Origin of the sequence: Cyclobacterium sp. SYSU L10401, from assembly GCF_010993705.1 — a bacterium.
Lineage (GTDB): Bacteria > Bacteroidota > Bacteroidia > Cytophagales > Cyclobacteriaceae > Cyclobacterium.
In genome coordinates this window covers 819,969-844,298 of the sequence record NZ_WOFO01000001.1, presented here as the reverse complement: position 1 = coordinate 844,298, position 24,330 = coordinate 819,969, and the positions used below count along the sequence as shown (strand labels likewise).

The 24,330-nt window shown below is 41.6% G+C and carries 22 protein-coding genes; 14 read left to right on the top strand and 8 right to left on the bottom strand.

Features of this window, described 5'->3' with window-relative positions; all coding sequences use genetic code 11:
• Positions 1-15 precede the first annotated feature (15 nt).
• Both GL182_RS03530 and GL182_RS03525 read left to right on the top strand, forming a co-directional pair.
• Positions 16-1,041, top strand: coding sequence for a hypothetical protein (locus GL182_RS03530; protein WP_163378166.1), 1,026 nt, complete (start codon positions 16-18; stop codon positions 1,039-1,041).
• 19 nt (positions 1,042-1,060) lie between these two features.
• On the top strand, positions 1,061-1,978 hold the full coding sequence (locus GL182_RS03525; protein ID WP_163378165.1) for a DUF4097 family beta strand repeat-containing protein: 918 nt from the start codon (positions 1,061-1,063) through the stop codon (positions 1,976-1,978).
• 79 nt (positions 1,979-2,057) lie between these two features.
• Here the strand turns inward: GL182_RS03525 and GL182_RS03520 are convergent, their stop codons facing one another.
• The gene (locus tag GL182_RS03520; protein WP_163378164.1) at positions 2,058-2,564 is read right to left on the bottom strand and encodes a hypothetical protein; all 507 of its coding nucleotides are present in this window, start codon (positions 2,562-2,564) and stop codon (positions 2,058-2,060) included.
• The gene (locus GL182_RS03515) at positions 2,564-3,664 is read right to left on the bottom strand and encodes a ferredoxin--NADP reductase (protein WP_163378163.1); all 1,101 of its coding nucleotides are present in this window, start codon (positions 3,662-3,664) and stop codon (positions 2,564-2,566) included. Before GL182_RS03515 ends, GL182_RS03520 begins: the two co-directional genes overlap by 1 nt.
• Positions 3,665-3,870: 206 nt before the next feature.
• Here GL182_RS03515 and GL182_RS03510 point away from each other — a divergent pair, with 206 nt between their 5' ends.
• The 3 genes from GL182_RS03510 (at position 3,871) to GL182_RS03500 (ending at position 7,981) form a co-directional block, all read left to right on the top strand.
• On the top strand, positions 3,871-4,605 hold the full coding sequence (locus tag GL182_RS03510) for a DUF4397 domain-containing protein (protein WP_163378162.1): 735 nt from the start codon (positions 3,871-3,873) through the stop codon (positions 4,603-4,605).
• Positions 4,606-4,740: 135 nt separating this feature from the next.
• Complete coding sequence (gene purB, locus GL182_RS03505) at positions 4,741-6,084, top strand: adenylosuccinate lyase (RefSeq protein WP_163378161.1); 1,344 nt, start codon at positions 4,741-4,743, stop codon at positions 6,082-6,084.
• A gap of 334 nt (positions 6,085-6,418) precedes the next feature.
• Positions 6,419-7,981, top strand: a complete 1,563-nt coding sequence (locus tag GL182_RS03500; protein ID WP_163378160.1) for a SulP family inorganic anion transporter — start codon at positions 6,419-6,421, stop codon at positions 7,979-7,981.
• Positions 7,982-8,028: 47 nt separating this feature from the next.
• On the opposite strand, the gene GL182_RS03495 is transcribed toward GL182_RS03500, so the two are convergent.
• The 5 genes from GL182_RS03495 to GL182_RS03475 form a co-directional block, all read right to left on the bottom strand.
• Positions 8,029-10,095 (bottom strand): alginate lyase family protein, encoded by a 2,067-nt coding sequence (locus GL182_RS03495; protein WP_163378159.1) that lies wholly within the window; start codon positions 10,093-10,095, stop codon positions 8,029-8,031.
• Positions 10,096-10,140: 45 nt separating this feature from the next.
• On the bottom strand, positions 10,141-10,680 hold the full coding sequence (locus GL182_RS03490; RefSeq protein ID WP_163378158.1) for a HEAT repeat domain-containing protein: 540 nt from the start codon (positions 10,678-10,680) through the stop codon (positions 10,141-10,143).
• 121 nt (positions 10,681-10,801) lie between these two features.
• A complete protein-coding gene (locus GL182_RS03485) occupies positions 10,802-10,981 on the bottom strand; it encodes an Arc family DNA binding domain-containing protein (RefSeq protein WP_163378157.1) in 180 nt (59 codons plus the stop codon).
• Between the two features lie 4 nt (positions 10,982-10,985).
• Positions 10,986-11,492 (bottom strand): hypothetical protein, encoded by a 507-nt coding sequence (locus GL182_RS03480; RefSeq protein ID WP_163378156.1) that lies wholly within the window; start codon positions 11,490-11,492, stop codon positions 10,986-10,988.
• A gap of 3 nt (positions 11,493-11,495) precedes the next feature.
• Positions 11,496-12,344 (bottom strand): SPFH domain-containing protein, encoded by an 849-nt coding sequence (locus GL182_RS03475; RefSeq protein ID WP_163378155.1) that lies wholly within the window; start codon positions 12,342-12,344, stop codon positions 11,496-11,498.
• Between the two features lie 927 nt (positions 12,345-13,271).
• On the opposite strand from GL182_RS03475, the gene GL182_RS03470 reads away from it, so the two are divergent.
• The 9 genes from GL182_RS03470 (at position 13,272) to GL182_RS03430 (ending at position 23,529) form a co-directional block, all read left to right on the top strand.
• The gene (locus GL182_RS03470) at positions 13,272-14,507 is read left to right on the top strand and encodes an MFS transporter (RefSeq protein WP_163378154.1); all 1,236 of its coding nucleotides are present in this window, start codon (positions 13,272-13,274) and stop codon (positions 14,505-14,507) included.
• Between the two features lie 220 nt (positions 14,508-14,727).
• Positions 14,728-15,711, top strand: a complete 984-nt coding sequence (locus tag GL182_RS03465; protein ID WP_163378153.1) for a helix-turn-helix transcriptional regulator — start codon at positions 14,728-14,730, stop codon at positions 15,709-15,711.
• Positions 15,712-15,852: 141 nt separating this feature from the next.
• The gene (locus GL182_RS03460; protein WP_163378152.1) at positions 15,853-16,587 is read left to right on the top strand and encodes a DUF2589 domain-containing protein; all 735 of its coding nucleotides are present in this window, start codon (positions 15,853-15,855) and stop codon (positions 16,585-16,587) included.
• 6 nt (positions 16,588-16,593) lie between these two features.
• Positions 16,594-16,878: a hypothetical protein gene (locus GL182_RS03455; protein ID WP_163378151.1), complete on the top strand. Its 285-nt coding sequence runs from the start codon at positions 16,594-16,596 to the stop codon at positions 16,876-16,878.
• A 4-nt stretch (positions 16,879-16,882) separates the two neighbouring features.
• Positions 16,883-17,431, top strand: a complete 549-nt coding sequence (locus GL182_RS03450) for a DUF2589 domain-containing protein (RefSeq protein WP_163378150.1) — start codon at positions 16,883-16,885, stop codon at positions 17,429-17,431.
• Between the two features lie 27 nt (positions 17,432-17,458).
• Complete coding sequence (locus GL182_RS03445) at positions 17,459-18,445, top strand: glycoside hydrolase family 25 protein (RefSeq protein WP_163378149.1); 987 nt, start codon at positions 17,459-17,461, stop codon at positions 18,443-18,445.
• Positions 18,446-18,574: 129 nt separating this feature from the next.
• Positions 18,575-19,684 (top strand): mechanosensitive ion channel family protein, encoded by a 1,110-nt coding sequence (locus GL182_RS03440; RefSeq protein ID WP_163378148.1) that lies wholly within the window; start codon positions 18,575-18,577, stop codon positions 19,682-19,684.
• A 129-nt stretch (positions 19,685-19,813) separates the two neighbouring features.
• Complete coding sequence (locus tag GL182_RS03435) at positions 19,814-22,252, top strand: right-handed parallel beta-helix repeat-containing protein (protein ID WP_163378147.1); 2,439 nt, start codon at positions 19,814-19,816, stop codon at positions 22,250-22,252.
• Positions 22,253-22,734: 482 nt separating this feature from the next.
• The gene (locus GL182_RS03430) at positions 22,735-23,529 is read left to right on the top strand and encodes an alpha/beta hydrolase family protein (protein WP_163378146.1); all 795 of its coding nucleotides are present in this window, start codon (positions 22,735-22,737) and stop codon (positions 23,527-23,529) included.
• A 302-nt stretch (positions 23,530-23,831) separates the two neighbouring features.
• Here GL182_RS03430 and GL182_RS03425 read toward each other — a convergent pair whose 3' ends face one another.
• Positions 23,832-24,110, bottom strand: coding sequence for a hypothetical protein (locus GL182_RS03425; RefSeq protein ID WP_163378145.1), 279 nt, complete (start codon positions 24,108-24,110; stop codon positions 23,832-23,834).
• Positions 24,111-24,330: the final 220 nt, after the last annotated feature.

The window sequence follows — 24,330 nt, the reverse complement described above, 5'->3', positions numbered from 1 at the left end:
AAACACCTGATAAATATGAAAAAGTATTTAATCGCCATACTACTGATGGCCCTTGTGCAACTGGCATTTGGAAATCCTGTCATTCCAGAAGAGAAGCCTGTCAATGACAGCATTATTGTGGAGTTTGGAAAATCCGGAAAAGTAGTTTTTCTGATAGACAACCCGGAGGATTTTGAGCGCTTGAAAAGCATGGATATCAACCAGATTATTAAAGAACTCAACATTCCGGAAAATGAAAGCGAAGGGGTAGTTACTGTCATCGAGATGAGGCAAAAAGATGGCAACAAGGAAATCGTAAGTATCTATGAAAATGTGGGAGAAACAGAAGTTAACATTGGCAGGTATAAGATCATAGTAGATGAAACTGGTGGCAGGACCAAAGTGAAGATGGAAACCAGCCCTAAAGAAAAGAAAGATCCCCCTTTCAGAACATATCTGAATACAGATCTGGGTATCAACAGCTATTTTGAAAATGGTACCATCCCCGGAGCCGGATCTGCTTTCAGCCCCAAAGGATGGGGGAGCTGGAATGTAGGCTTTCACTGGATGGCAAGTCAAAAAATAACCAAAGGTGCTTATTGGGATTTTGGTTTGGGCATTAGCTGGTACAATTTTAAACTCGATAATCCCAGCTACCAGGCCATTGGTTCGGAGGATGGCATCAACATGGTAAACAGGACGGATGTCAACGGCTTTAAGAGTAAGATATCCGCCTCCTACCTAAACGCCCTAACCATGTTTAAACTTGATTTTGGCAAACTCAATGACAATGGCAGAAACGGGCTGCGCATCGGTATTGGTCCCTATGCCGGCTACCGGCTTGGAGGCAGAAGTAAGTTTGTATACCGGGAAATTGGCGGCTCCTCCCGAAACAAGGATAAATTACCCGCAGGAAGCTACCTGAATAATTTCAGGTACGGCATCCGGGGTGAAGTTGGCTTTAAAAGCATCACGTTTTTCACCACCTATGATTTAAATCCCTTGTTTCACAATTCCCTCAGTCCTGAGCTACACCCCTTCAGTTTCGGAATCGTATTTTAATTTAAACCTATACTCATTCATGAAAAATAATTTAAAGCTCAGCACATTAACTCTGCTCCTGCTCTTCCTGGGTTTGATGTCCATAGAGGCCCAGGAACTGATAGAAAAGTCATTTTCAGGGATACAAAAACTAGAAATTAAATCCAGTGGCATCCCCATAAAATATGAAGGCCAGGAAGGACTGAAAGAAATCTCTCTTAATGCTTTGTTGGGAGAAAATGAAATTACTGACAAGTCCCTGATAATGGTAACGGTAGGCAACACCCTGAAAATCGCCTATAACCCTCCAAAGGGAAATTGGAATTCTAAAAAACACATCCATCTGAAGGGGCCTACCAACCTGCTATTGGATATAAAAAGTGGTTCGGGCACGTTAGCAGTATCAGGTGTCGACGCCAGTGAGACTCACCTTGAAATCAGCTCAGGCCAAGTCAATGTAGAAAACCTGGCAGGGAAAATCTGGATAAAAGGAAGTTCGGGAAACCTAAACCTGCAAAAAATCAGTGGAAATGTCTCCTGCCGGCTGACATCTGGCAATGCCTCCCTATCAAATATTGAGGGGGATGTAGACTTCAAGGCTACCAGCGGGCAGTTAAAAGCCCAGGAGGTGGCAGGAATTTTGAATGCCAGCCTTACCTCCGGAAACATGCGCCTTGAGAATATAGGTGAATTGGGCCGGTTAGAAATCACCTCCGGTAACATCAAAGCCAATCATGCAGGTTTAGGAAAATCTACCCAATTAAGTGGCTCATCCGGGAATATTCAAATCAGCACGCCAAGTGATTTCAAAACCTATAATTTTGACCTGCAGGCTGGCTCCGGAAATATCCGGATAAACCAACAATCCAAATCCAAATCACTGGTTATTCGGAACGGAAATTACCCTACGATAAAAGGCAAGATCAGCTCAGGAAACATCGTGATTCAGCCCATTTGACAAATAGGGCAGGCATCCATTTTCATAACCCGGCCAATGCGTTGGCGTTTCCTCTTCGTCTCCATGGCATTAGCCGGGTTTAGTTTTCCCTTCGATTGATCTGATAGACCATTTCCTTTTCTTCTTTTTTCAATTTCAAGATTCTGATAATCCTGTCTGGAGTAGGTTTTCCGAGAGAAATAAATATCAAATTCAGGGCATAAGCAATGGTAAACACCTGATTATCGAAAAAAAACAAGCCTGTTGCACTCAGTATACCAACCCAGAATAAATGCCAATACCTCGCATAGGTGGCCTTGCCATAACACATCACTTTTTCATTCAATGAAGCCTGACTATTCCTTATGGGACCTACCTTCTTTTGAAAGGCAAAATACTGGAATAACAACAATGATATAACCACTGCAAATATCAAATGACTGAATATCTGAGGGAAAACTGGCAAATCAAACTGCAGGTTGCCACTACTGGTATACAAGTAGGCAAAGGAGAAAAGGGGCAAGGGAACTGCAATCAATAGCAATACCTTGGTCTCCAAAAGCCTGAAATCTTTCTTCAACTTCAAAATCAGTAAATCCCTATCCATTATTCAATTTGAATGACTACATCCGAACCGGCAGGTTTGGAAGAGCAACAGAGGATGTATCCTGCTTTGATTTCCTGCTCGCTCAAACCGGCATCCTCATCCATTTTCACTTCTCCAGAAATCAATTTTCCCATACAGGCGGTACACAAGCCGCTTTGACAGGAGTAAGGCATATCCAAACCCTCATCCAGGCCAGCCTCCAGGATGGTTTTTTTAGGGCCCACATCGAAGGCATATTCTTCACCCTCCAAAATAATTTTCACAGGTCGGCTGATGACATCCCCCAAATCGGCCTCAGGATTGTCTTCCTCTTTGTCCAGATAAAAACTCTCCGTCAGGATTGCCTCTCCAGGTATACTGAGCTGTTGCAAGGCATTCCGGCTGGTTTCCATGAGTCCCTCCGGGCCACAAATGAAAAACTTTTGATTTGGCTCAAAAGACCCGAAATTTTCCAGATAAAACTGTTTTACCTTCTCCTGATCCAACCTGCCGCAGCTTCCCTCCCATTCAGCCTCGGGTTGACTCAGTTGATGACTGACCAACAATCTACCAGGAAATTTTTTCTGAAGGTCTTCCAATACTTCTCGGAAGATGATCATTTCCAGGGAGCGGCTGCAATACAGCAAATGAATTTTGGCATGGGGCTCATTTACCAGAATGGATTTAACAATACCCATAATTGGCGTGATTCCACTTCCTCCTGCAATCATGCCATAAACCTGACGATTTTCTGAGTGATACGTAGTCACAAATTTGCCTAAAGGCTTCATCACCCCAACCCGCTTCCCCGGGAAAAAATGATCATTGATGTAGTTCGAAACCAGACCTCCCTTGAGCCTTTTCACTGTAATCCCGGGAAAAGGGTCGACAAATGGAGAGGTGCAAAGGCTGTAAGACCTTCTTACCTGTTTACCATCTATTTCTAAAATCAGGGTTAAAAACTGACCCGCCTGGTATTCCAGAAAAGGTTCGGGTTGTTCAAAATAAACGGTCATGGTATCTGCTGTCTCCATCACAGTTTCCCTGATCCTTAAGGTTAAATAATTATCTTCCTTTTTTTGGGGTTTTTCCTTATCCCTATTAAATAAATTAAATAACATTTCTCCTATGGCTATATTTTTATTTCCTAACGTTCAAAAATAACATTCCTGCCTTCAATTACCTACAGGCAAAACATTAATTTCATAATGCTAACTATCAGTCGCTCTTTTAGGTTCTCCATTTGTTTTAAAATATTTTCCTTGCTACTGTAGCACTTTTACCTTTTAAAGCGTATTGGCAACACAAGATTAAACCAAACTATTGAATGAAAGCACAAATGTTAAACTACTTAAAAAGCAGCAGGGTCAGCTGGAGAAAGGCCTGGATCCTGGTCACGATCCCTTTTACCTTTTCTTGTCTGGATATGGACGAGGGAAATTTAGAGAATACTCCTACTGCCTATGTATCCTTTTTCAATGGGACCCGGGCAAATAATGAAATTAAAATTGAGGTAGACAACAAGGTTTATGACCGAAAATCATTTGATTTTGGTCAGTACATCGATTACTGGTATTTCTATACCGGGGAGCGAAATTTCTCCTTCAAAGATCCTGTGACACAGGAATCCGTTTTGGATACAACCGTTACCCTTGAAATAGAAAAGGTTTATTCCTTTTTCATGACAGAAGTCGGAGAACAGGTAAAAACCCTCTTTACCGAAGACAGCCTGGAAACACCGGATGAGGGTAAGGCCCTGATTCGTTTGGTCAACCTTAGTTCAGACATCCCGAATGTGAGTGTTTACCAAAGAAATCAGGAAGGTCCATTGATCAATGATAGGGAATTCATGGATATAACGGACTTTGTCCCCGTGGACATGGGAGAAACCGACCTGATACTAAGATCCGATGAGGGCAGCGAAGAATTAGCTAGGATCAATGATATCCATCTTCGGGAGGGAAGGATCTATACCCTGGTTATCAGGGGAAAGGTACAGGCAGAGAGCAATTCTGCAGATGCGCTGCGGCTGCAATTAATCAGAAACTATCCCAACTATTAATACGCTTTAACAATGTTTATTTTAAAAGGCTCCCGTATTTGGGAGCCTTTTTTATTTTAATTTATTCCAGCCCTAGCCTCGCCATTTCAATAATAAGAATTAATTTTGTGCTTCAAAATAAGCATCTCTAAACCTATGGTACTGACTCCCCTTTCTGCGATTTCTTCAATTGACGGCCGTTACGGTTCCAAAACAAGTCCCCTGATGGCTTACTTTTCTGAATTTGCTTTGATAAGGTACAGGGTGAAAGTTGAAATTGAATACTTTATCGCACTTTGTCAACTCCCCTTGCCTCAATTGTCAAGTGTAAAACAATCCCATTTTGATTCCATTAGGGAGATTGAGAAAAATTTTGCAGAAAAAGATGCGCAAACAATCAAAGACATTGAAAAGACCACCAACCACGATGTGAAGGCAGTAGAATACTTTCTCAAAGACCGATTTGCTACTCTTGGATTGGAAAGGGTATCCGAATTCATTCATTTTGGCCTCACGTCTCAGGACATTAACAACACCGCCATTCCCCTGATGTACAAGGACGGCATTCAGGAAATTATTTTACCTGCAATTCTTGAAGTAAAAGAAAAAATAGCCAAGCGGTCCTTGCAGTGGGATGCCGTACCCATGCTGGCCAAAACGCATGGACAGCCCGCATCCCCTACCCGTTTGGGAAAGGAACTTCAGGTTTTTGTGAGTCGCCTGGACGGGCAATTGGAATTAATTCATGCCATCCCCTTCGCCGCCAAATTCGGAGGCGCCACAGGTAACATGAATGCGCATTATGTAGCCTATCCGGAAATTGATTGGAAAAAATTTGCAGGTGATTTTGTGGTTCAGAAGCTTGGCCTGAAAAGAAGCTTTCCGACCACACAAATTGAGCATTATGACCACCTGGCGGCACACATGGATGCCCTCAAAAGAATTAACACCATTTTTCTGGATTTCAGCAAAGATATTTGGCAATACATTTCCATGAATTATTTCAAACAAAGCATTAAAGCCGGAGAAGTCGGCTCCTCTGCGATGCCCCACAAAGTGAACCCTATTGATTTTGAAAATGCAGAGGGGAATTTGGGGATAGCCAATGCCTTATTGGAGCACCTTTCGGCCAAGCTGCCTGTCAGCAGACTTCAGCGGGACCTGACCGATAGTACCGTCCTCCGTGTACTTGGCGTACCTATGGCACATATGCTGATTTCTATGCGTTCCCTGACAAAAGGAATAGAAAAACTTGAGCTTAACCAGGATGCTATCAATAGTGACCTGGAGGATAATTGGGCAGTAGTGGCTGAAGCCATACAAACCATTTTGAGAAGAGAGGGATACCCCAAACCCTACGAAGCTTTAAAAGCCCTTACCCGAACCCATCATAAAATTAGCCAAAATTCCCTGAAAGCATTTATTGAAACCCTGGAAGTAAAGGATGTGGTGAAAGAGGAATTGGGCAAAATAAGCCCTTTTACGTATACGGGTAAGTAAAACCCAGGAAATAAAGCCTGATTTCACCAGCCAAAACTTGACTTTTGTTGCTTAAAAATGGAACTAAATTTCTTAAAAACAGGCAAAAGTCATCATGTCAGGTGATTCAAAAAGATAACCACAAAGGATTTCGGAAAAGGTCATGACTGAGATTATTTATCAAATCCATGTAGAAATGAACCCTTTTGCATAAAATTTGCTTATCAAAATCATAAAAAAAGCTAATATTGGCTGTTTAACTAGAAAATTGTGGGTTTTCAGTCTCATTTCTAATGGATAGGAAGGAAGACAATCAACTTGCAAAGACCGATTTTACTAAAAAAATAACTAAACTATGTCGAATAAAAAAGGATATTTTTCACACTTAGGCTCAGATTTACCTGCCGGATTAGTGGTTTTTTTGGTAGCTCTTCCCCTTTGTCTTGGTATTGCACTTTCGTCAGGAGCCCCCCTATTTTCAGGTGTAATTGCTGGTATAGTGGGTGGAATCGTAGTAGGGTTTCTCTCAGGATCCCATACTGCAGTCTCCGGGCCAGCTGCGGGACTTACCGTCATCGTTTTGAATGCCATTGAGGATTTGCAAGCCTATGAGCTTTTTTTGACAGCACTTGTGATTGCCGGGGCCATTCAAGTGGTACTGGGATACATCAAGGCAGGGGTAATTGGCTATTATTTCCCTACATCCGTAATCAAGGGAATGCTGGCTGGGATTGGTATTATATTGATCATCAAACAATTGCCTTTTGTTTTTGGCACCAACTCAAGCGAACTGGTGGAGGATTTTATTCCATTGGTCAATGACTTGCAAGCTGTAATGGCACTTCAATCACTTCAGGAAACCATTGAATATGGAGCAGTGATTATAGCAGTTGTTTCCTTGTTAATTTTAATTTTATGGGATAAACCGGCCATTAAAAACCACCGCTATCTGCAATTTATACCAGGACCCCTGCTGGCAGTATTTCTCAGTATTGGAGTAAATAAATTTTTTAAATTTGTTATCCCTAATCTTTACATTGACTCGGAAGATAAGGTTACCCTTCCGGAAATCACCGGATTTTCCAGTCTTGGTGAGCATTTGTTTTTCCCAGATTTCATGGGAGTATTCAACCCCGAAGTTTGGGTTGTGGCCATAACCATTGCCATCATCGCCAGTCTGGAAACCCTTTTAAGCCTGGAGGCTGCTGATAAGATAGATCCACAAAAGCGGGTTTCTCCGCCAAACCGGGAACTTTTGGCCCAGGGAGCAGGAAATTTAGTCAATGGTTTCGTGGGAGGGATGCCCATTACTGCAGTGATCGTAAGAAGTTCGGCAAACATCAATTCAGGTGGTAAAACCAAAATGTCTGCCATATTCCATGGAGTCTTGTTGTTGCTGAGTGTATTGCTCATCCCGAACCTGCTAAATTTGATTCCACTCTCCAGTTTGGCCGCTATACTATTGGTGATTGGTTACAAACTAGCTAAAGTATCTCTTTTTAAATCCATGTATAAATTAGGTTGGGACCAGTTTTTACCTTTCCTGATAACCATATTGGGTATCATTTTCTTCGATCTGCTAAAAGGTATCGGTATGGGCATGATTGTAGGTATTGTGTACATCCTTAAGCGGAATTACAAAAATTCTCACTTTTTCAAAGATTCCAGGGAAGACGATGATTCCATCATCCATATCATTCTTGCTGAGGAGGTAAGCTTTCTAAACAAGGGTTCCCTAATCAAAACCCTCAAACAAGTCGGAGAAAACAAAAAGGTCGTTATCGATGGTAGCAATTCTAAAATCATTGATTATGATGTGATAGAAGTCATCAAAGATTTTCAGATTAACGCCAGGGAAAAAAACATCACTGTCGAAGTCATCAATATAGACAAAGAGAACACCTCTGTATTAAATTAAAAAATTAAAAAGGACATCTTTCTTTCAGGTTAGATGTCCTTTTTTTTTTATTTATTGTTTTCTCGTAAATGGGCTGATTCACTATCAAGAAAGGGAATAATCAACTGCCATTTCTGGTTGTCTTTCGTTATTTCCAACTCCACCATTTCATCGCTCTCAGATAAAATGCTTGCTGTAGTTCTGGCATTTTCCACTTTCGAAGGGACTAGTAGCCAGACCATATTCGTCGATTTTCCAACGCTTAAATCGTAAGTACTGGCAACATTACCCTCATACAGATTATATTCCGGGCTGTACCAACCCTGAATTTCAGGGCTTTCCTGGCCTTTTATCATCTGGACTTCATAGTTAAGTTTGTCTCCGACAGGGATGACTGACAAATTCCCCCCTTTCCCTTTGCCTGTTACCTTTAACCCATTCAGGACGGGGTCAATCTCCGGATGCCAGTGCCATAAGGCAGTAATTTTTCTGGGCCAGTCAGTAATTACCCGGTCTACCACCACCCAGAATTCGTCGCGTACATAGACCAGGCTGCGAATGTGGGTAACCTCACCTTCCAGCTCCTCAAATCGGTCAAAACTTTGGGAAGCATAATCAAAATCAGGTGTTATTTTTACAAATTTCTGGCTCAATGCTTCAGAGGCATGGGTTGGTCCTGCTAATTGTCCACTTCCATCTATGAGCAACACATTATGCCCCTTGCTACTTTTGGCGTAAGGCCTGAATTTTTCGGCTACTGCTCCGGTATAGGCAAACCTTCCAGCGTCTACCAGAAAGTCCTTGCCAAAAGCCGACACGGAGAGGTGCAATTTATCGTTGTGCTGGTGACCGCTGCCCCAGGGCCCCATATCAAAAAAGGACCAATGGGCCGATTCATCAAACCCACTTCTTGAAATCAATTGCCCTGCCCAGGGAAAGAAGTAAGAAGGGCCTTCTTCTGGTACCCTACCCCTGGCTCCATTGCTGGCTATAAAAGTCCATTCCGGTTGGTCAAATTTTTCAGCACCAAGCAGAATGAGTTCTTTATCACTTCCCCTGTCTCCATCATTATTCAGGATACGGTGGCCATCTGGTCTTACCGCCCTGGCAATGTATCCATACATTTCCTTTATGGTTTGGGTGAAATAGTCCGGCAGTTCGCGGCCTGCCTCTTCACATAAGGATTTAAAAAGTTCAAAATTATGCAAAGAGACATTGTGATAGTGCGAAGCCAACTCTGTCTGAACCCCATCCGGGTATACCTGGTCCCGCATACTTGCTGTCATGGCTTCAATGGCATAATCCAACCAATCATCGGAGGACTTAAATTCTGGAAAATACGCTGCTATCGTAGCCAGTGCGGAGATTTCCATGGTCAGCCAATTATTTCCACCATGAAAATTCCTGGAATAATGGGCATGATCCGGTAAGCTACTCAGCACCAACAATCGGGTGGCGGGAGAAAGGTGTTCACTTTCCAACATGCCATAAAAAACCCTGGACCAGGCCTTTGCTCTGGCGGCTACCTCCAATCCCCTCCATATGGATTCCGTTCCTTTTTCCCCGGGATAGGGCATGCTCTTGATGATAAAATCCCGGAGAAACATATCCACATAAGAAGCGTATTTTGGGTTTCCGGTTTCAAAATAGGCATTCATGACCTGTAACAATTGGCTGTGCCTGTTGGAAAGCCAGGCCCACTCCCTGTCATTATTAGGTCCTTTATAATACCAATCCCGATGCCCATCCGGGAGCAGGGGAACCTTGCCGCTGACATTCTGAATGGTAAAAATGTCCTGTAAAATGGTGTCTGCCTGGGCAATGGTTTGGTCAGTGGAAGCAGGCAGTGTCTTTCGGAGATCCCGGGCATTGGTGCTTTTCTTATAGTAATCGAGTAAATTTTCTGCAGCATTTACCCACTCTCCCTTTTCTTTGGTGGCTCTCACTTCTTCCATACCAGGATGGGTCAAATCCAGGTGTTCGAACATCCCCTTAACCGTCTCAGGATAGGCCTGGTAAAGGTCTTCCGCAGTATGAATCGCCTTCCAATCTTTCTGTGCTCGCAATTCGTGAAACCACAAAAAAGAAAATAAAAGTAGCAGGAAGCTGCTTTTTGGTACTGTTTTATTAAACATATTTCATTCAAATGGTGGATTTTAAATGTAATTAAAAATTTCAATTTAACCTGACAACAAATCCTCCAATTCCTTGAGGATGGTTTCAGCTTCCTCCTTCTTAAGCTCAAAGGCTTCATCATGGGACGCATTGTGCAAAAAATGTTTCCAGTGCTTTTCCGCCTTCTTCAAAGTTCTCGGGCTTATATCAAATTCCGTGTAATCCAGGTGAACTTTAGCCAATGCGGAGGCTTTGAAATTGCCAAAAAGGTAAATCCGAAACAGGTCTACGAATTTCTGGCTCAAATCAAATTCGTCCAATAACGACACCAGCCCACCATTATGAGGATGATTGGCCGGGTGATGAATGACTTCTAACAATGCATCCAATGATTTATCCTTTTCTTCCGGCATCATTGACAGGGTCTTTCCGGCCAGAAATGCCTGCTCCATGTCTCCTTCCTTCATCAGCCTGATCAAGCGTTGGCGCAGCTCCGGCCCGCCTATTCTCGCCAAATGCTCTCCATATTTTAAAGGCTCTTCCTGCTCCTTGTCAAGCATTTTCTCCAAAAGCCCATTGATTTTTTCTTCATTTTCTTCACTCATATTTGATTTCTTTATAGTTTAAATCCACTTGACCGGCATTTTAAAAATAAGCATTTATGCAACGAATAATGTATTTGCCCCTGGCTAAATTCATTCCATTCCTTAATCCTTATGCCTGAACTCAGCTTTCGGAATCATCCTGCTGATCCTTTTTAGGAAGCCGACCTGCCTTTTTTAAAGCATCATGGATCAGCCACTCCAACTGTCCATTGGTACTTCTGAATTCATCAGAAGCCCACTTTTCTACGGCTTTCATCAGCCTTTCATCTATCCTCAGGGCAAAGGGTTTCTTCTGCGCCATAATCTTATGTTCCTACTTTCCATTCGTTCCAGGCAGCCATAAATTCCTTTGGTCTGCGCGTACTCAGTACAAATCTCCTGTCCTTCAGAATAACCCGCACCGCATTTCCGGAACTAAACAAATACCGCCACTCTCCATTCCAACCCAGGCGTATTCCATGGCTCCATCCCAGGTGCAAGCCCATTCCCCCTATCCACCTAAATGAACCCGTTGAAAGCCATTGTATGTCTTTCACTTCCTCCCATTGATATTTACGCCAGGAATTCACAAAAGGAGGACTTCTAAAACTCAAACCGGAGGCATCCATTCTGGTCTCCAGGCGCATACCCAGCATCAATGTAAAAAGAAGTCCGGAAATCAGGAGAATGATACCGAAACCAATCCATCCTTGTGTGGACTGCTCCCCGGAAAAACCGCCAGTTAATCCCAATAAACCTACGACTAACGGAATCACTGGAATAAAAATTATCAGCCAGGTCTTTTTTAGGGATTGTGTTTCTTTAAAAACCATTGGTTATTGGTTTAAAGTCCCCACATTTACTACCGGACTGGCATTCTTATCCGAGCAAAGCACAACCATCAGGTTGCTGACCATGGCCGCTTTTTTCTCATCTTCAAAATCTATAATTCCTTTAATTTTCAAATCTTCAAGAGCCATTTCTACCATGCCCACGGCTCCATCCACAATCATTCTTCTGGCTGCGACGATGGCCGTCGCTTGCTGTCGCTGAAGCATGGCTGAAGCAATCTCAGAGGAATAGGCCAAATGTGAAATCCTGGCCTCAATCACCCTGATTCCTGCATGTTGCAGGCGGTCACTGATTTCATCTTCCAGGGACTTATTCACATCCTCCACGCCTGAGCGAAGGGTGATTTCTGCATGTTCGTCTTCAAAATTGTCATAAGGATAGGTGCCGGCCATTTTCCGAACAGCAGCATCTGCCTGAAGGTGAACAAAATTCTCATAATCATCTACATCAAAGGAGGCCTTGAATGTATCTTCTACCTGCCAGACCACAATGGTACCCACCATCACGGGGTTACCTATTTTATCATTCACCTTTAAAGGCTTGTTTTCGAAATTCCTTACCCTCAGGGAAATTTTCTTTTTACTCATAAAGGGATTCACCCAGAAAAAACCATCTGCCTTAACTGTTCCTTTATAGGACCCGAACAGTAAGAGCACCATGGCTTTGTTGGGTTCCACAATAAAAAACCCTGGCAGGATTAGGAAAAACATTAGTGCAGCAGGAAGCGCAAAGATGAAAGCTTTCGCTGCAAAGGCTACTATGGTAAGGACTAAAATGCCTAAGGCTACCAGAATCAAGAGGTATCCGGATTGGGGTTTGATTACTTTTTCCATATTGATTTAATATTAAAATGATATCATACTAATATACGAATTTTTTTTTATTGGGTTGGATTTTTTGGTTCCAAAAATTAAATCAACTTTTCCCAACCAAACAAAACGCTTCAGGGCCCAGCTTACAATAGAAAATAATGTGCATAATTTGTGCATATACTCAAATTATTGGTGGAAAAATTGTTTGTAAATAATCTTACAAACTATTGGAATTGAGGGGAATACCAGCTAAATTTATTACCATCAAGTAAGAGATAAAAGGCCGGAAGTAGGATTTCGGACCTGGTTCAGCTACAGGAAGGAGTACAAAATGGGTTCAGACTTAATTGTCAATACCTGAAACGGGAAACCGCAGACGTGCCACCATCCAATTTTGAATTCTGAAAAGATTTTAATTTAGTACGCTGATACCTTTGGTCATGCACTTGGGCAACTAAGGAAAAGTCACAATAACTGTAGCTTGGCATGATATATAAACCACGGTTTCTATGTCATGAAACGGGAAATAGTCGTAAAGGGTATTTCCCGTTTTTGTTTTTCGATTATTTGAGAGAAACAGGGATCATTTTTTCAATTCGACAAGGAGATTATTTTTTGTGATTCAGCTAACAGGTGATTTGAGATCCATTCAATCCCGAAACTTGAAAAATGTATCTAAAAGTATCCATTTTGCGTGTAAACATGCCATTTAATGGAGGATATCTTTTAGGTAGGTACAAGTTATTCCGGTAACCATTCTCTTACCACATCCATTTGGCGCCTCCTACAGGTGGCTCGCAAGAAAAACTTTCGTGTTCAAACTCCCAATCAGTCATTCATCATAAATTTTTATAAAAGCAAAAAGATAAAATCATTTTTTTATATATTGTCCGAAAGTTTTGATCAATCATCCTAAAACAATATTTAAAACTTCTAAACCCAATCTCAATGAACGAAAACATTAACAAAAGCGCACTCTTTAACGGGAGTTGTTTTGCTTTGATTACCACCGCCTTTACCTTCAGTATCCGTGCCGGAATCCTTCCGCAGCTTGGAGAAGAATTTGGTCTTTCCGGGGCACAACTCGGATTCATTAACTCCATGTGGTTTCTGGGATTCCCCATTTCCATGATTATCGGAGGAATTGTTTACCATTCGTTTGGTGCTAAAAATATCATGAGGGTGGCCTTTGTCGCGCACACATTAGGTATCTTGCTTACCATTTATGCCGGTGGTTATACCACCTTATTGATCTCCACCCTCTTTATTGGCTTTGGTAATGGATGTACCGAAGCTGCTTGTAACCCCATGATTGCGGATATGTACTCAGGGGTGAAAATGAACAAAATGCTCAATAGGTTTCACATGTGGTTCCCCGGAGGAATCATGCTAGGTGCCATCATTTCGAATGTGATGACATCTATGAATTTAGGATGGGAAGCTCAGATGTGGATCACCATGGTACCCACCGTGATATACGCTGTCTTATTTTATGGCAAGGCTTTTCCAAAAGCAAAAGTGGAAGGTGCTACTTCTTTGTTAAATAATTTTAAAGCCCTCTTCAGTCCGGTTTTCTTATTCCTATTTGTTTGTATGTCGCTCACCGCCATATCTGAATTTGGTCCGCAGCAGTGGGTAAACATAGTACTGGCCAATAGTGGTGCCAATGCCATGATTATTTTGGCATTAACCACAGGAGTAATGGCTGTTGCCAGGTTCTTTGCAGGTCCTGTGGTTGAAAGATTGGGCCAAACAGGCGTATTGTTGGCTGGAGCCATTCTGGCCACCGTGGGAATTTACCTTTTTAGTGAAGTTACCGGTGGTATTGCTTACTTTGTCGCCATTATATTTGCCTTGGGAGTAGCTTACTTCTGGCCGGTAATGGTTGGAGCTGTTGCTCAAAGAGTGCCGCTTAGTGGTGCTTTGGGCATGTCTATCATTGGTGGTGTTGGTATGTTTTCTACCGCCATCTGGCAACCTATTATAGGTGGCTGGATTGATAGCTCAAGAGAAACCATGAGGGCAGAAGGATTTAGCGGGGAAGAACTCGAACTCATGGCCGGACAGGCTACCCTGGCCAATATGACCATGTTTCCGGGTATTCTGATTGTTCTCTTCATCATATTCTTCTTCTGGCAAAAGAATTCTAAAAAAACAGAGATGGTCAGCCCTGTCTCTCACTAAAAAGACAACTCCATGATTTGTAAAGGAGTCGGTGGTCATCACCGGCTCCTTTTTTCATTTGTAACCAACTCAACCCATAGAAATAGCTACTTATTTTTGCATTTCAAATACCTTTTTCTGTTTTTGATGCCCATTGTGATTTTTTGAAAAGGCCTTTTAGGTTTGATTAAAATTTTATATTAAATTTAATCATAGAATATCTGGCTGATATTCAGGCCATATGATAAACCAAACAGCTTTAATCGTGACCAAGGTTACTTTTTTTTTACTGGCTTTAATTCTTTTACCTGGGATTATTGAGGTGAAAGCCGTGGAACAGGAACAGGCAAACCCGGACAGCATCCGCCTGCTTCTGGAAAGCTCCAATGACCTGGCCAATACCAGGCGGGAGCCATCATTCGAATATACCCAAAAAGTAAAAGCCCTATCCTTACACAGGGATTTACTTGAAGACCTATTGAAGGAATATTTCAAACAAAAGAACATGCAGGTCTATCACAGTAGCCTTGGGTTAAAGGAAATGCTATCGGACAGCCCGATCATTCTGGAGAAAGCCAAAAATATTGCCAATGCAGCAATAACAAATAAAGGGGAAAAAGAAACCCCATTGGCAAACACCTCCTATCCTCTCCCTGAGTCATCCACCTCATCCATACAGTGGGTCCTGGCTCTGATGGCCTTGTCAAGTTCGGTTTTTCTGGTTTATTTTTATTACAAGCTCAGCATTAAGGAAAAATTATTACGGGTGTTCGACCGGCAGCTCAGAGACAGCAATCAAAAACAGGAAAGATTGCAAAAAAAATTATTGGAATATTCCGAAAATCTGGCCAATTCCATGAGTAAAAATCAGGAACTCCTGCGGGAGCTTGAAAAATCCTCTCTCAACTTTGCCCGGCAGGAAGCATTAGAAAAGCTGGCCAGATTTAAAATTTCGAAGCAGGAAGATTGCCGTACTTTCAGGCTATTGTTTGAAAAGGTGTTTCCGGGATATTGGGAATGCCTGAAAAGGGATCTTCCTGAACTGTCTGAAAACGAACTGTTGTTGGCTGCCCTTTTCAAATTGGGGATGAGCACCAGGGAGATGGCATCCCTATTGGGTATCTCCTATGAGGGCACCAAAAAGGCCAGGTACAGGTTTAAAAAGAAAATCAACACCATCTCAGATAACTACAATAAAAGGATGCTTATAAATGGCTTGATCTGACCTCCCTGATGAAGTCTTTTTTTTACTCCGTTATTGTCTACTTTTTGTCCACCCCAAATTTTAATACAATTCTCAAAAAGAATAGCATATTAAGTCCCACAATTCACTATTCTTATTTTTAACGACAAAAACATCAATAAAATGGCAGAAGGATTAGTAAACATGTCAGACCAATTTAAAGGCTTGCCCATGCAAGACCTGATCGGAGGGCCTTTGAATGCAGCCGTTACAGCAAATGTTAAGCTGGCACAAGCAACAGCAGATTTTATCAATACAGTAGGATTCACTCAGGTTCCGGTAGACAAGAAGCCCGGAGAATTCACCACCGGGGCTGCCAGAATGTTAGACTTTGAGTTTGAACGTCCTGGAATTTATGTGCCAGAAGTAAGTGAAAAAAACCCCAATCCTACTCCCCAGCGTACCATTGAAGAAGTTAAAATCAGGGTGCCCATGCTGGCAGTGGTGCCTATCCCGAATCTTCAGGTGGACACAGTGGACATTACCTTTGACATGGAAGTCAAAAGTTCCACCTCTGAAACCAGTTCCACAGACATGAACGCCTCCGCAGATGTTTCGGCAAAGATAGGGTGGGGGCCTGTCAGTGCCACCGTGAAAATTCATGGATCGGTAGCCACCCACAAGGAAAACACGCGAACCTCGGACAATTCCGCTAAATACCATGTGGAAGTAACTGCTTCCAATCACGGCACACCGGAAGGATTGGCCAGGGTTCTGGACATGATGGCAACAGCAGCCACACCGCTGGATGTAAATGTCGCTCCATTGGAGGCTGCCAGCAAAAGAGATCCTAAAACAGGCAAACTGGTCGATACCAAGCCGGTAAGTCCTGATGGTTCTCACCCATCACTCAGCTAAAATGAAATGATCCGACAGCAAAACAAGGGAGCTGATTTGGGGGATGTTACCTATGTCAAACGGGTAAGCATAGGTAACATCAACCCAAACAACCCACTTAATGAGGAGCAACAGGAAAATCAAATGGCCTTATTAAATAAATGCCTTAATGAGTACCCCAAAGGCAGGATCATCGGGAAAGACATTTCGGTGGGAGTTTTTCAGGTGGGCGACCATCAGATTACCCTACAACGAACCACCTACCATGTAGGGTTTTTAAGAAAGCCGGTGTGGATGGAAAAAAATAAATAACCTTATGGCGAAAACAATTAAACTCGACAACCTGCTTCAAGCCATTCATCAGGCTGTCCTGGAAGCCCAGCTGCTTACCGAACAACAACACCTGGAGCAACTTGACCGGTACTTTGAATGGCCAGAGGATGAAAGTAAGAAAAATGAAGAAATGGCAGCCCATGTCCATAGGAATGGGGGTATTGCCAAAACCTGGGCGGTAGAAGTCCCCAATATGCATCCGGATGCAGCTAAAGATAGTACTACCACCATCCAAGTCCCTTTAATGAGTCTTGTCCCCCCTACAGCCATAAAAATAAAAAATATGGAGGTAGAGTTTAAGGTAGCCCTTGGCAGCCTGATAGAAGATCAGAAATCAGGACGGCATCTTTTTAAAAAGAACCAACCTCGAGAAGAGGAACAATCCCTGGGAATTGACCTTGGAGGTGTCTCCGGAGGTGGTTTTTTTGGTAAAAAATCCTCCCTGGCAAAAATAAAGATAACCTTTGAGGCCGGAGAACCGGCAGAGTCTTTTCTCCGTATCAACGACCACCTGATCAAATCAATCATCTAAGCCATCGGGATGGTCCACTGAATCAACATGAGCAAAAGAGAAATGTACAGAAGGATTGTATTTATCATGCTACTGGGTTTTTTTACGATGAGCATCATGCTTGTGGTCATTTTGCTCCAGATGGCGGGCATGATAAGTCTCGGAAAAAGTGTGCATGAACACCACATTTACCTCAACCTAAAAGATCAAGAAAAAATAAGTCAAGATGCTCCGCAGGCCCAGGTGGCCGGTCAACCACTCTTTTATGCCGGTCACTCCACTCCAAAAGGAAACAATGAAATATCACAGCGGGGCCACCATTATGACAGCATGCTTCGGATATTTAACCTGCACGATGAGGACTGGAGTCCTGGACATCAAACCCATGGCTATTACGGTATCGATGTTTCCCATTGGCAAAATGCGATCAATTGGCCAGAAGTAGCCGGGGATTCTCTACCACATGCCATTGATTTCACCCTGATCAAGGCTACCCAGGGAAGCAAAGTAACGGATCCCTATTTTACTGTCAACTGGAAATCAGCAGGGGAAGCAGGCTTGTTACGTGGAGCTTATCACTTTTATCAATACAAAGACCCGCCATTGGAGCAGGCAAGGCATTACATCAGCCAAGTTAGCCTGCAAGAAAATGATATTTTACCTATTGTCGATATCGAGCTGGACTGTACTTCCTGTACAAGCCCTGAAATATCAAATACGCTTCTGATCCAGAATTTAAAAATATACCTGAAAGCCATTGAAGACCATTTCCAGGTAAAACCCATTATCTATACCTACGAAGCCTTCTTCGACAGTCACCTCAAGGGTCATTTTGACCAATATACCTACTGGATGGCAAAATTCTCCCATAAACCTCCCCGATACTTTTCCATTAAAACGGATACGACCAGATCTGTTTTACCTGAGATTGCCCTGTGGCAGTTTACTGACTCCGGAAAGATTAAAGGAATTGCCGGCAAAACAGACATGAGTTTTCTTCCTGCACAAAAAAGGGCATTAATTCTTGCCCAATAATTTTTATAAAAAATAAGTTACTCATAATTTAGTCTGGAAATTAAACCATTAAAATAAAGAACGGCCTCTTCCAGCGACTCATGCATTATTTTTTGACTTCATTAAAATCCAAGTAAATATTTTACTCACATGATACAAGAATATTTAGATCAGGAATTTTGGAACAACAGCCTTCAGGCTTATCTGCAATCCCTGGGTTTCATCCTTCTTGGTTTCCTGATCATCAAGGCTTTCAAAAAAACATTGTTTAAAAAAATTAAACAACTTACTGAAAAAACCGATAATAGCTTCGATGATTATTTATTTGAAATCATCGAAAAATTTATCCTACCCACCATTTATATTTCGATTTTTTTCTGGGGGATCCAGATATTAACCCTGAACGGGCAATTGGACGAGGCAATTTCTGTAAGCCATAAGGTCGTATTGACCTATTTTTTTGTTCGGGTAATTGCCAGTTTTATCATCATGCTGTTGCGTTCTTACGTCAGGAGACAAGAAAACGGGGAAGAAAAAGTGAAGCAAATTGGGGGAATCATCATCATTATCAATTTCCTGATTTGGAGCATAGGCATTTTGTTTTTGTTTGATAATCTGGGATACAATGTTACCGCCATCATTACCGGTTTGGGTATAGGAGGTATTGCTGTTGCGCTTGCCGCCCAAAATATTTTAGGTGACTTGTTCAATTACTTTGTGATATTTTTTGACCGACCTATTGAGATTGGTGATTTTGTGGTAGTAGATGATAAAAATGGCATCGTAGAAAAAATTGGTATTAAAACTACCCGGATCAAAACCTTGTCCGGGGAGGAGTTGGTGGTGGCCAACAGTGATCTGACTGGTTCCAGGATCCACAATTTCAAAAAAATGCAGCGAAGAAGGATATTGTTTTCAGTAGGAGTCACCTATGAAACTCCATTGGAAAAATTGAAAAAAATTCCGGATTTGCTTCAGGAGATCGTCAAAAACCAATCTCCTGTGACCTTTGACAGGGCGCATTTTAAATCCTTTGGCGATTCAAGCCTGGACTTTGAAATCGTTTACTTCATCGAGGATGCGGCCTACAATACCTACATGGACATCCAACAACAGATAAATTTTGAGATTTTTGAGAAGTTTACAGCTATGGGCGTTTCTATCGCTTTCCCTACTCGCACCTTATATGTCAGAAATGAAAATGATCAAAAATTCAACATCGAGGCCTTTGGCCAATTAGTTAAAGCTTCGGAGAGTTAGGCGGAATTTTGGCGAATAAGATTTCAACAATTCCCTAAAAGACTAACCTACAGCTGTCAATACCGTTCTTATCTCTAATCACATTTACTGATTGAACTTAATTTCGAATGAGCTGATATCAATGTATACATGATGCCTAAAACAAGACTTTTTCTTCTGTTTTTTCTAATTTGGTATAGTGAGCGCAGCTATTCTGCCAACTATTATTTGTCAGCTTCATCAGGAAATGACGAACGAACTTTGAAGGAAGCGCAGCATCCCGACACCCCATGGCAAACTTTAAATAGATTGAATGATTATATTCCCCAATTGAATCCGGGGGATTCGGTACTCTTTAAGTCCGGAGATGTTTTTTATGGAAGCCTGAACCTTAAAAAATCCGGCACCTCAGAAAAACCTATTGTTTTTAGCCACTATGGAGATGGAGCTCCTCCTGTTATTTCCGGGTTTTCTACCCTCAAAAACTGGGAGAAATCGGCACCCGGTATCTATTTCACCCATGTACCTCAGACCAGTTCTCAAATCAATGTACTGACCTTAAATGGACTATCCCAGCCCCTGGGTAGGTTCCCTAATGGAGATGAAAAGAATATGGGGTATTTGATACCGGATGAAATCACCGGAAAAAACCAAATCAGCCATGAAACCTTAAATGAATCGGGACAATGGGCAGGAGCAGAATTGGTCATCAGAAAAAACCATTGGATCATAGACAGGGAAAAGGTCCTGTCCCATCAGAATAATTCCCTTACTTTTTTACCCTCATCAGGCTATCCGCCAAAAAAGGGCTATGGCTTCTTTGTTCAGAACCATTTGAATACACTGGATCAAATGGGTGAGTGGTACCATGATGTCCAAAAAAACCGACTATACCTATGTACCGGAGAGCAAACTCCCGAAGAGCTCAGGATTAAAGTCAGTATAGAGGAGCACCTGCTTACCACCCTTACCAATACCAGACATATTCTGATCAAAGGAATTCATTTTGAAGGGGCCAATAAAGATGCACTACTTATAAGAGGTGGGACTGATTTTCATTTGGATGCGGTAACCATAGAAAATTCAGGTGAAAATGCCATTATGGTTCAAAACATGGACCGTTTTCGCATTGAAAATTCCAAAATCCTGAACGCACAAAATTCAGGCATATACCTGAGGTCGGGAAACTATCAGGCAAGCATAAGGAACAATCACATTGAAAACACCCATATTTACTCAGGAATGGGCCAAAGTGGTGATAACAATGGGTACGGTATTTTCAGTATATCGGATGCCGACACAATTACAAACAATACCATCAAAAACTCCGGGTATGTGGGGATTGGGTTTCGGGGGAGCAATACGCTAGTGAAAAATAATTACATCGATGGCTTCTGTCTGGTCAAGGGTGACGGAGGCGGAATCTATTCCTATACAGGAAATGCCGGAAAAAAATATTCGAACAGAAAAATTATTGGTAATATTATTCAAAACGGAAATGGGGCCAGAGAGGGTACTCCCCTACATAGCACTGATTTTCCAGCTCCAGCAGAAGGAATTTACCTGGATGACAATACCGAAAACATTCTTGTAGCTGACAATACTGTTTCCCAAATTAACAATAGAGGCATTTACCTGCACAATGCAAAAAATATTAACGTAAGAAACAATCTGGTGTTTGATGCATCCTTCCTGATCTTTCTGGCTGATGATCAACTGGGACAGCCCCTGGCAGGAGTTTTAATCACAGAAAATACCTTAATAAAAAAGAACCCTCACCAGGTGAGTATGGGAGTCAGATCGGCCAATCCTGAATTTACACTCATCGGTGTCTCAGACCAAAACAAACATGTAGATATAAGCGGAGCAGGAGCGTCCTTTTCTATCCAAAATACCGACACAAAAGAAGAAATTTATTTTAGCCTTGAGGGTTGGAGGAAAAAAACAAATTGGGAAAACAAAAGTGAGGAAACCATCCGGTCTCCTGATAAGCCCTATTCATATACTTCTGAAGCCAAAACCATCAAAAATATCGACTTTTCTACGGATACTTCGGGGTTAAATTGTGTGAAAGACTGTACCCTAACCTGGGGGGAGGGTGGAAATGTTTCGGTTTCTGCGGAAAATGAAGTGTCAGCTTTAAAATTAGACATTGGCCCTGTCAGGCATGAACAAATCTATTTATTGACGCTGACAGCATCCAGCGGTGAACCTGTAATGATGGAAGCCTATCTGAGACAGCGAGGGCCTGCCTATCAGAAATTATGTCACGGAAAACCTTTTGCACTGAATATAAATGGAAACGAAAATCAAATCCTTATCCAACAACCCAGAGAAGATGGTGATGCCTCTTTAATACTTAACATTTTTCAATCCAAAAATGAAATCAGAATTGATAACATCAGAATTGATCTGTTGCCTCCAAAGAAAAAAACCGATGAACCGGACAACTTTCTATTGGTAACCAATCCGAAATCCAGTCAGGACATGCTGGACCTGGAAGGAAGCTATAAAGACCTGGCCAGTAAAAGTCATTCCGGGAAAATTAACCTGCCACCTTACCAAAGCATCTTTCTGATAAAAGAATAGGCTAAACGTTACTTTATTCATGTTCTGAACCAGATTCTAAAACTGCTATCAAGTTGGATTGATTTATTATTTTCCAAAAGGGATAAAAAACTCCATTATGGTCCAATCCAAATCGCCACATTCCATTTTTCCCCTTTAGTGATTGATCCTGTTTTGGTTTCCAATTAAACATCCCATCCTGCAACAGATCAGCCGGAAAAAACGGCAGGATACATTTTTACCGAATATCAAAGCAGAATTCTTATTAACTAGAAATATGTATTTATAAGAATTGGGAAAAATTGGGAAAAACGAATAATTTCATGGTCAGATTTAATTTTAAAAAATAAAAAACAAAAACCATGGCATAAGTTCGAGTTCTCCGGGAAAAATTTAATTTAAAGGAAACTTAAAGAAATTATCGATAGTAGGAAAAAAGGGACCCCAAAGTGCCCGCTGTATCCGGGCTGAATACTGTTACCACTCATTAAAAAAGACGCAGAATGAATCAGAAAAATAGTATAGTTTTAGTTTTGTTAACAGTTTTAATTGCAATAACATCATGTCGAGATGATATAGTATTTGCAGAATATGAGATAAAAGAATTTTCATTTAATGGTCGTGACGCAAAGATTGTTTTTCCACCTGAAAAAAATCAAAATAATTATTGGATATGGAGAGCGAGGTTCTGGGGACATGAGCCACAGGTTGACAAAGCTTTACTGGAAAAAGGGTTTCACCTTGTTTATGTTGATGTTACCAATCTGTTTGGAAACAATGAAGCCGTAGAGTTATGGAATGAATTTTATGATCATTGCACTTCAGAATACGGACTTAATCAAAAAGTCGTATTGGAAGGAATGAGTCGTGGTGGATTAATTGTGTATAATTGGGCATCAAAAAACACGGATAAAGTTTTTAGTATTTATGCTGACGCACCTGTTTGTGATATAAAAAGTTGGCCGGGTGGTATGTATGGTGGAAGTGGAAGTCCTGAGGATTGGAAACTTTGTTTAAAAGCATACAATCTTGACACAATTTCAGTCAAGACATTTAAAGATATTCCAATAAATAATTGTGTAAGTATTGCAAAAGCTGGTATTCCAGTTTTACACGTTTATGGCGATGCTGACACCATTGTGCCTTTTGAAGAGAATACTAGATTACTGGCTGAGAATTTTAAAAAAGCTGGAGGAACAATTGAAATTATCAGAAAAGAAGGTGTTGGACATCACCCACATTCTTTAAAAGACCCAAAACCAATTGTTGATTTTATTTTAAAAAGTATTGACCAATAAAAACTTTTGGGTGACTCGCAAACACAGACCCATTTTCTGAACCCTGACCCTGAGATAATCCTTCATCTGGTAGGCTTCCTCAGGGGCGGTTTCAGGTAAGTCCTCTCCACTGATTGAAAAAGCTACTTTCCGGGCTCATGGTCAAGCTTCATGGAACCCCGGTGATCATGACATTTTTTACGGTTGTAGTGTTCCATAAACTGCGTATAACTTTAAAATTTCTTGATCTGAAGGCTATAGTCTCTGTAATGATGCAGGAAGGTAAAGCCGTGATGGTTGCAGGCATGATTTACTTTTTCAAATTACCCCATTAATTCATCGAACCTGGGGTACCTGATGGTGGTATGAGCGGGCAAAAGCCCCGCAAGTGATCCGTTTTCAAATTTCAACAACTCCTGTAGGCTGTTTTGGCAAGCCTTTAAATGCTTCATATGGGCATTTAAGCCATCACGGGAGACAACCAGCGTTTTCCTGACATTGCGGTTGCTGTCTCCATCAAGGCGAAGTGTGAAGCATTGTTGTGTCCCCAGGATCAAGTTGCTTAGAATTCCCCAAATCTTTTTGCGAAGCCACTCGAGCAAAGAATGAAGCCATTTTTTCGAGCTTCACCTTCCTTCTGCACATATTCCTTCCTCTGTAATGCGGCTTTTAAAAAAATCTTAAAAAAAAACATTTTTTTTTCAAAACCTCATTTCAGGATTATCGGCAATAAAAATAATTCCAAAAACACTATTGAAATCACATACCGATATTATCCAATTTTTTGATATCTCCTCACCCCTCTTCAATAAAAATAAAATT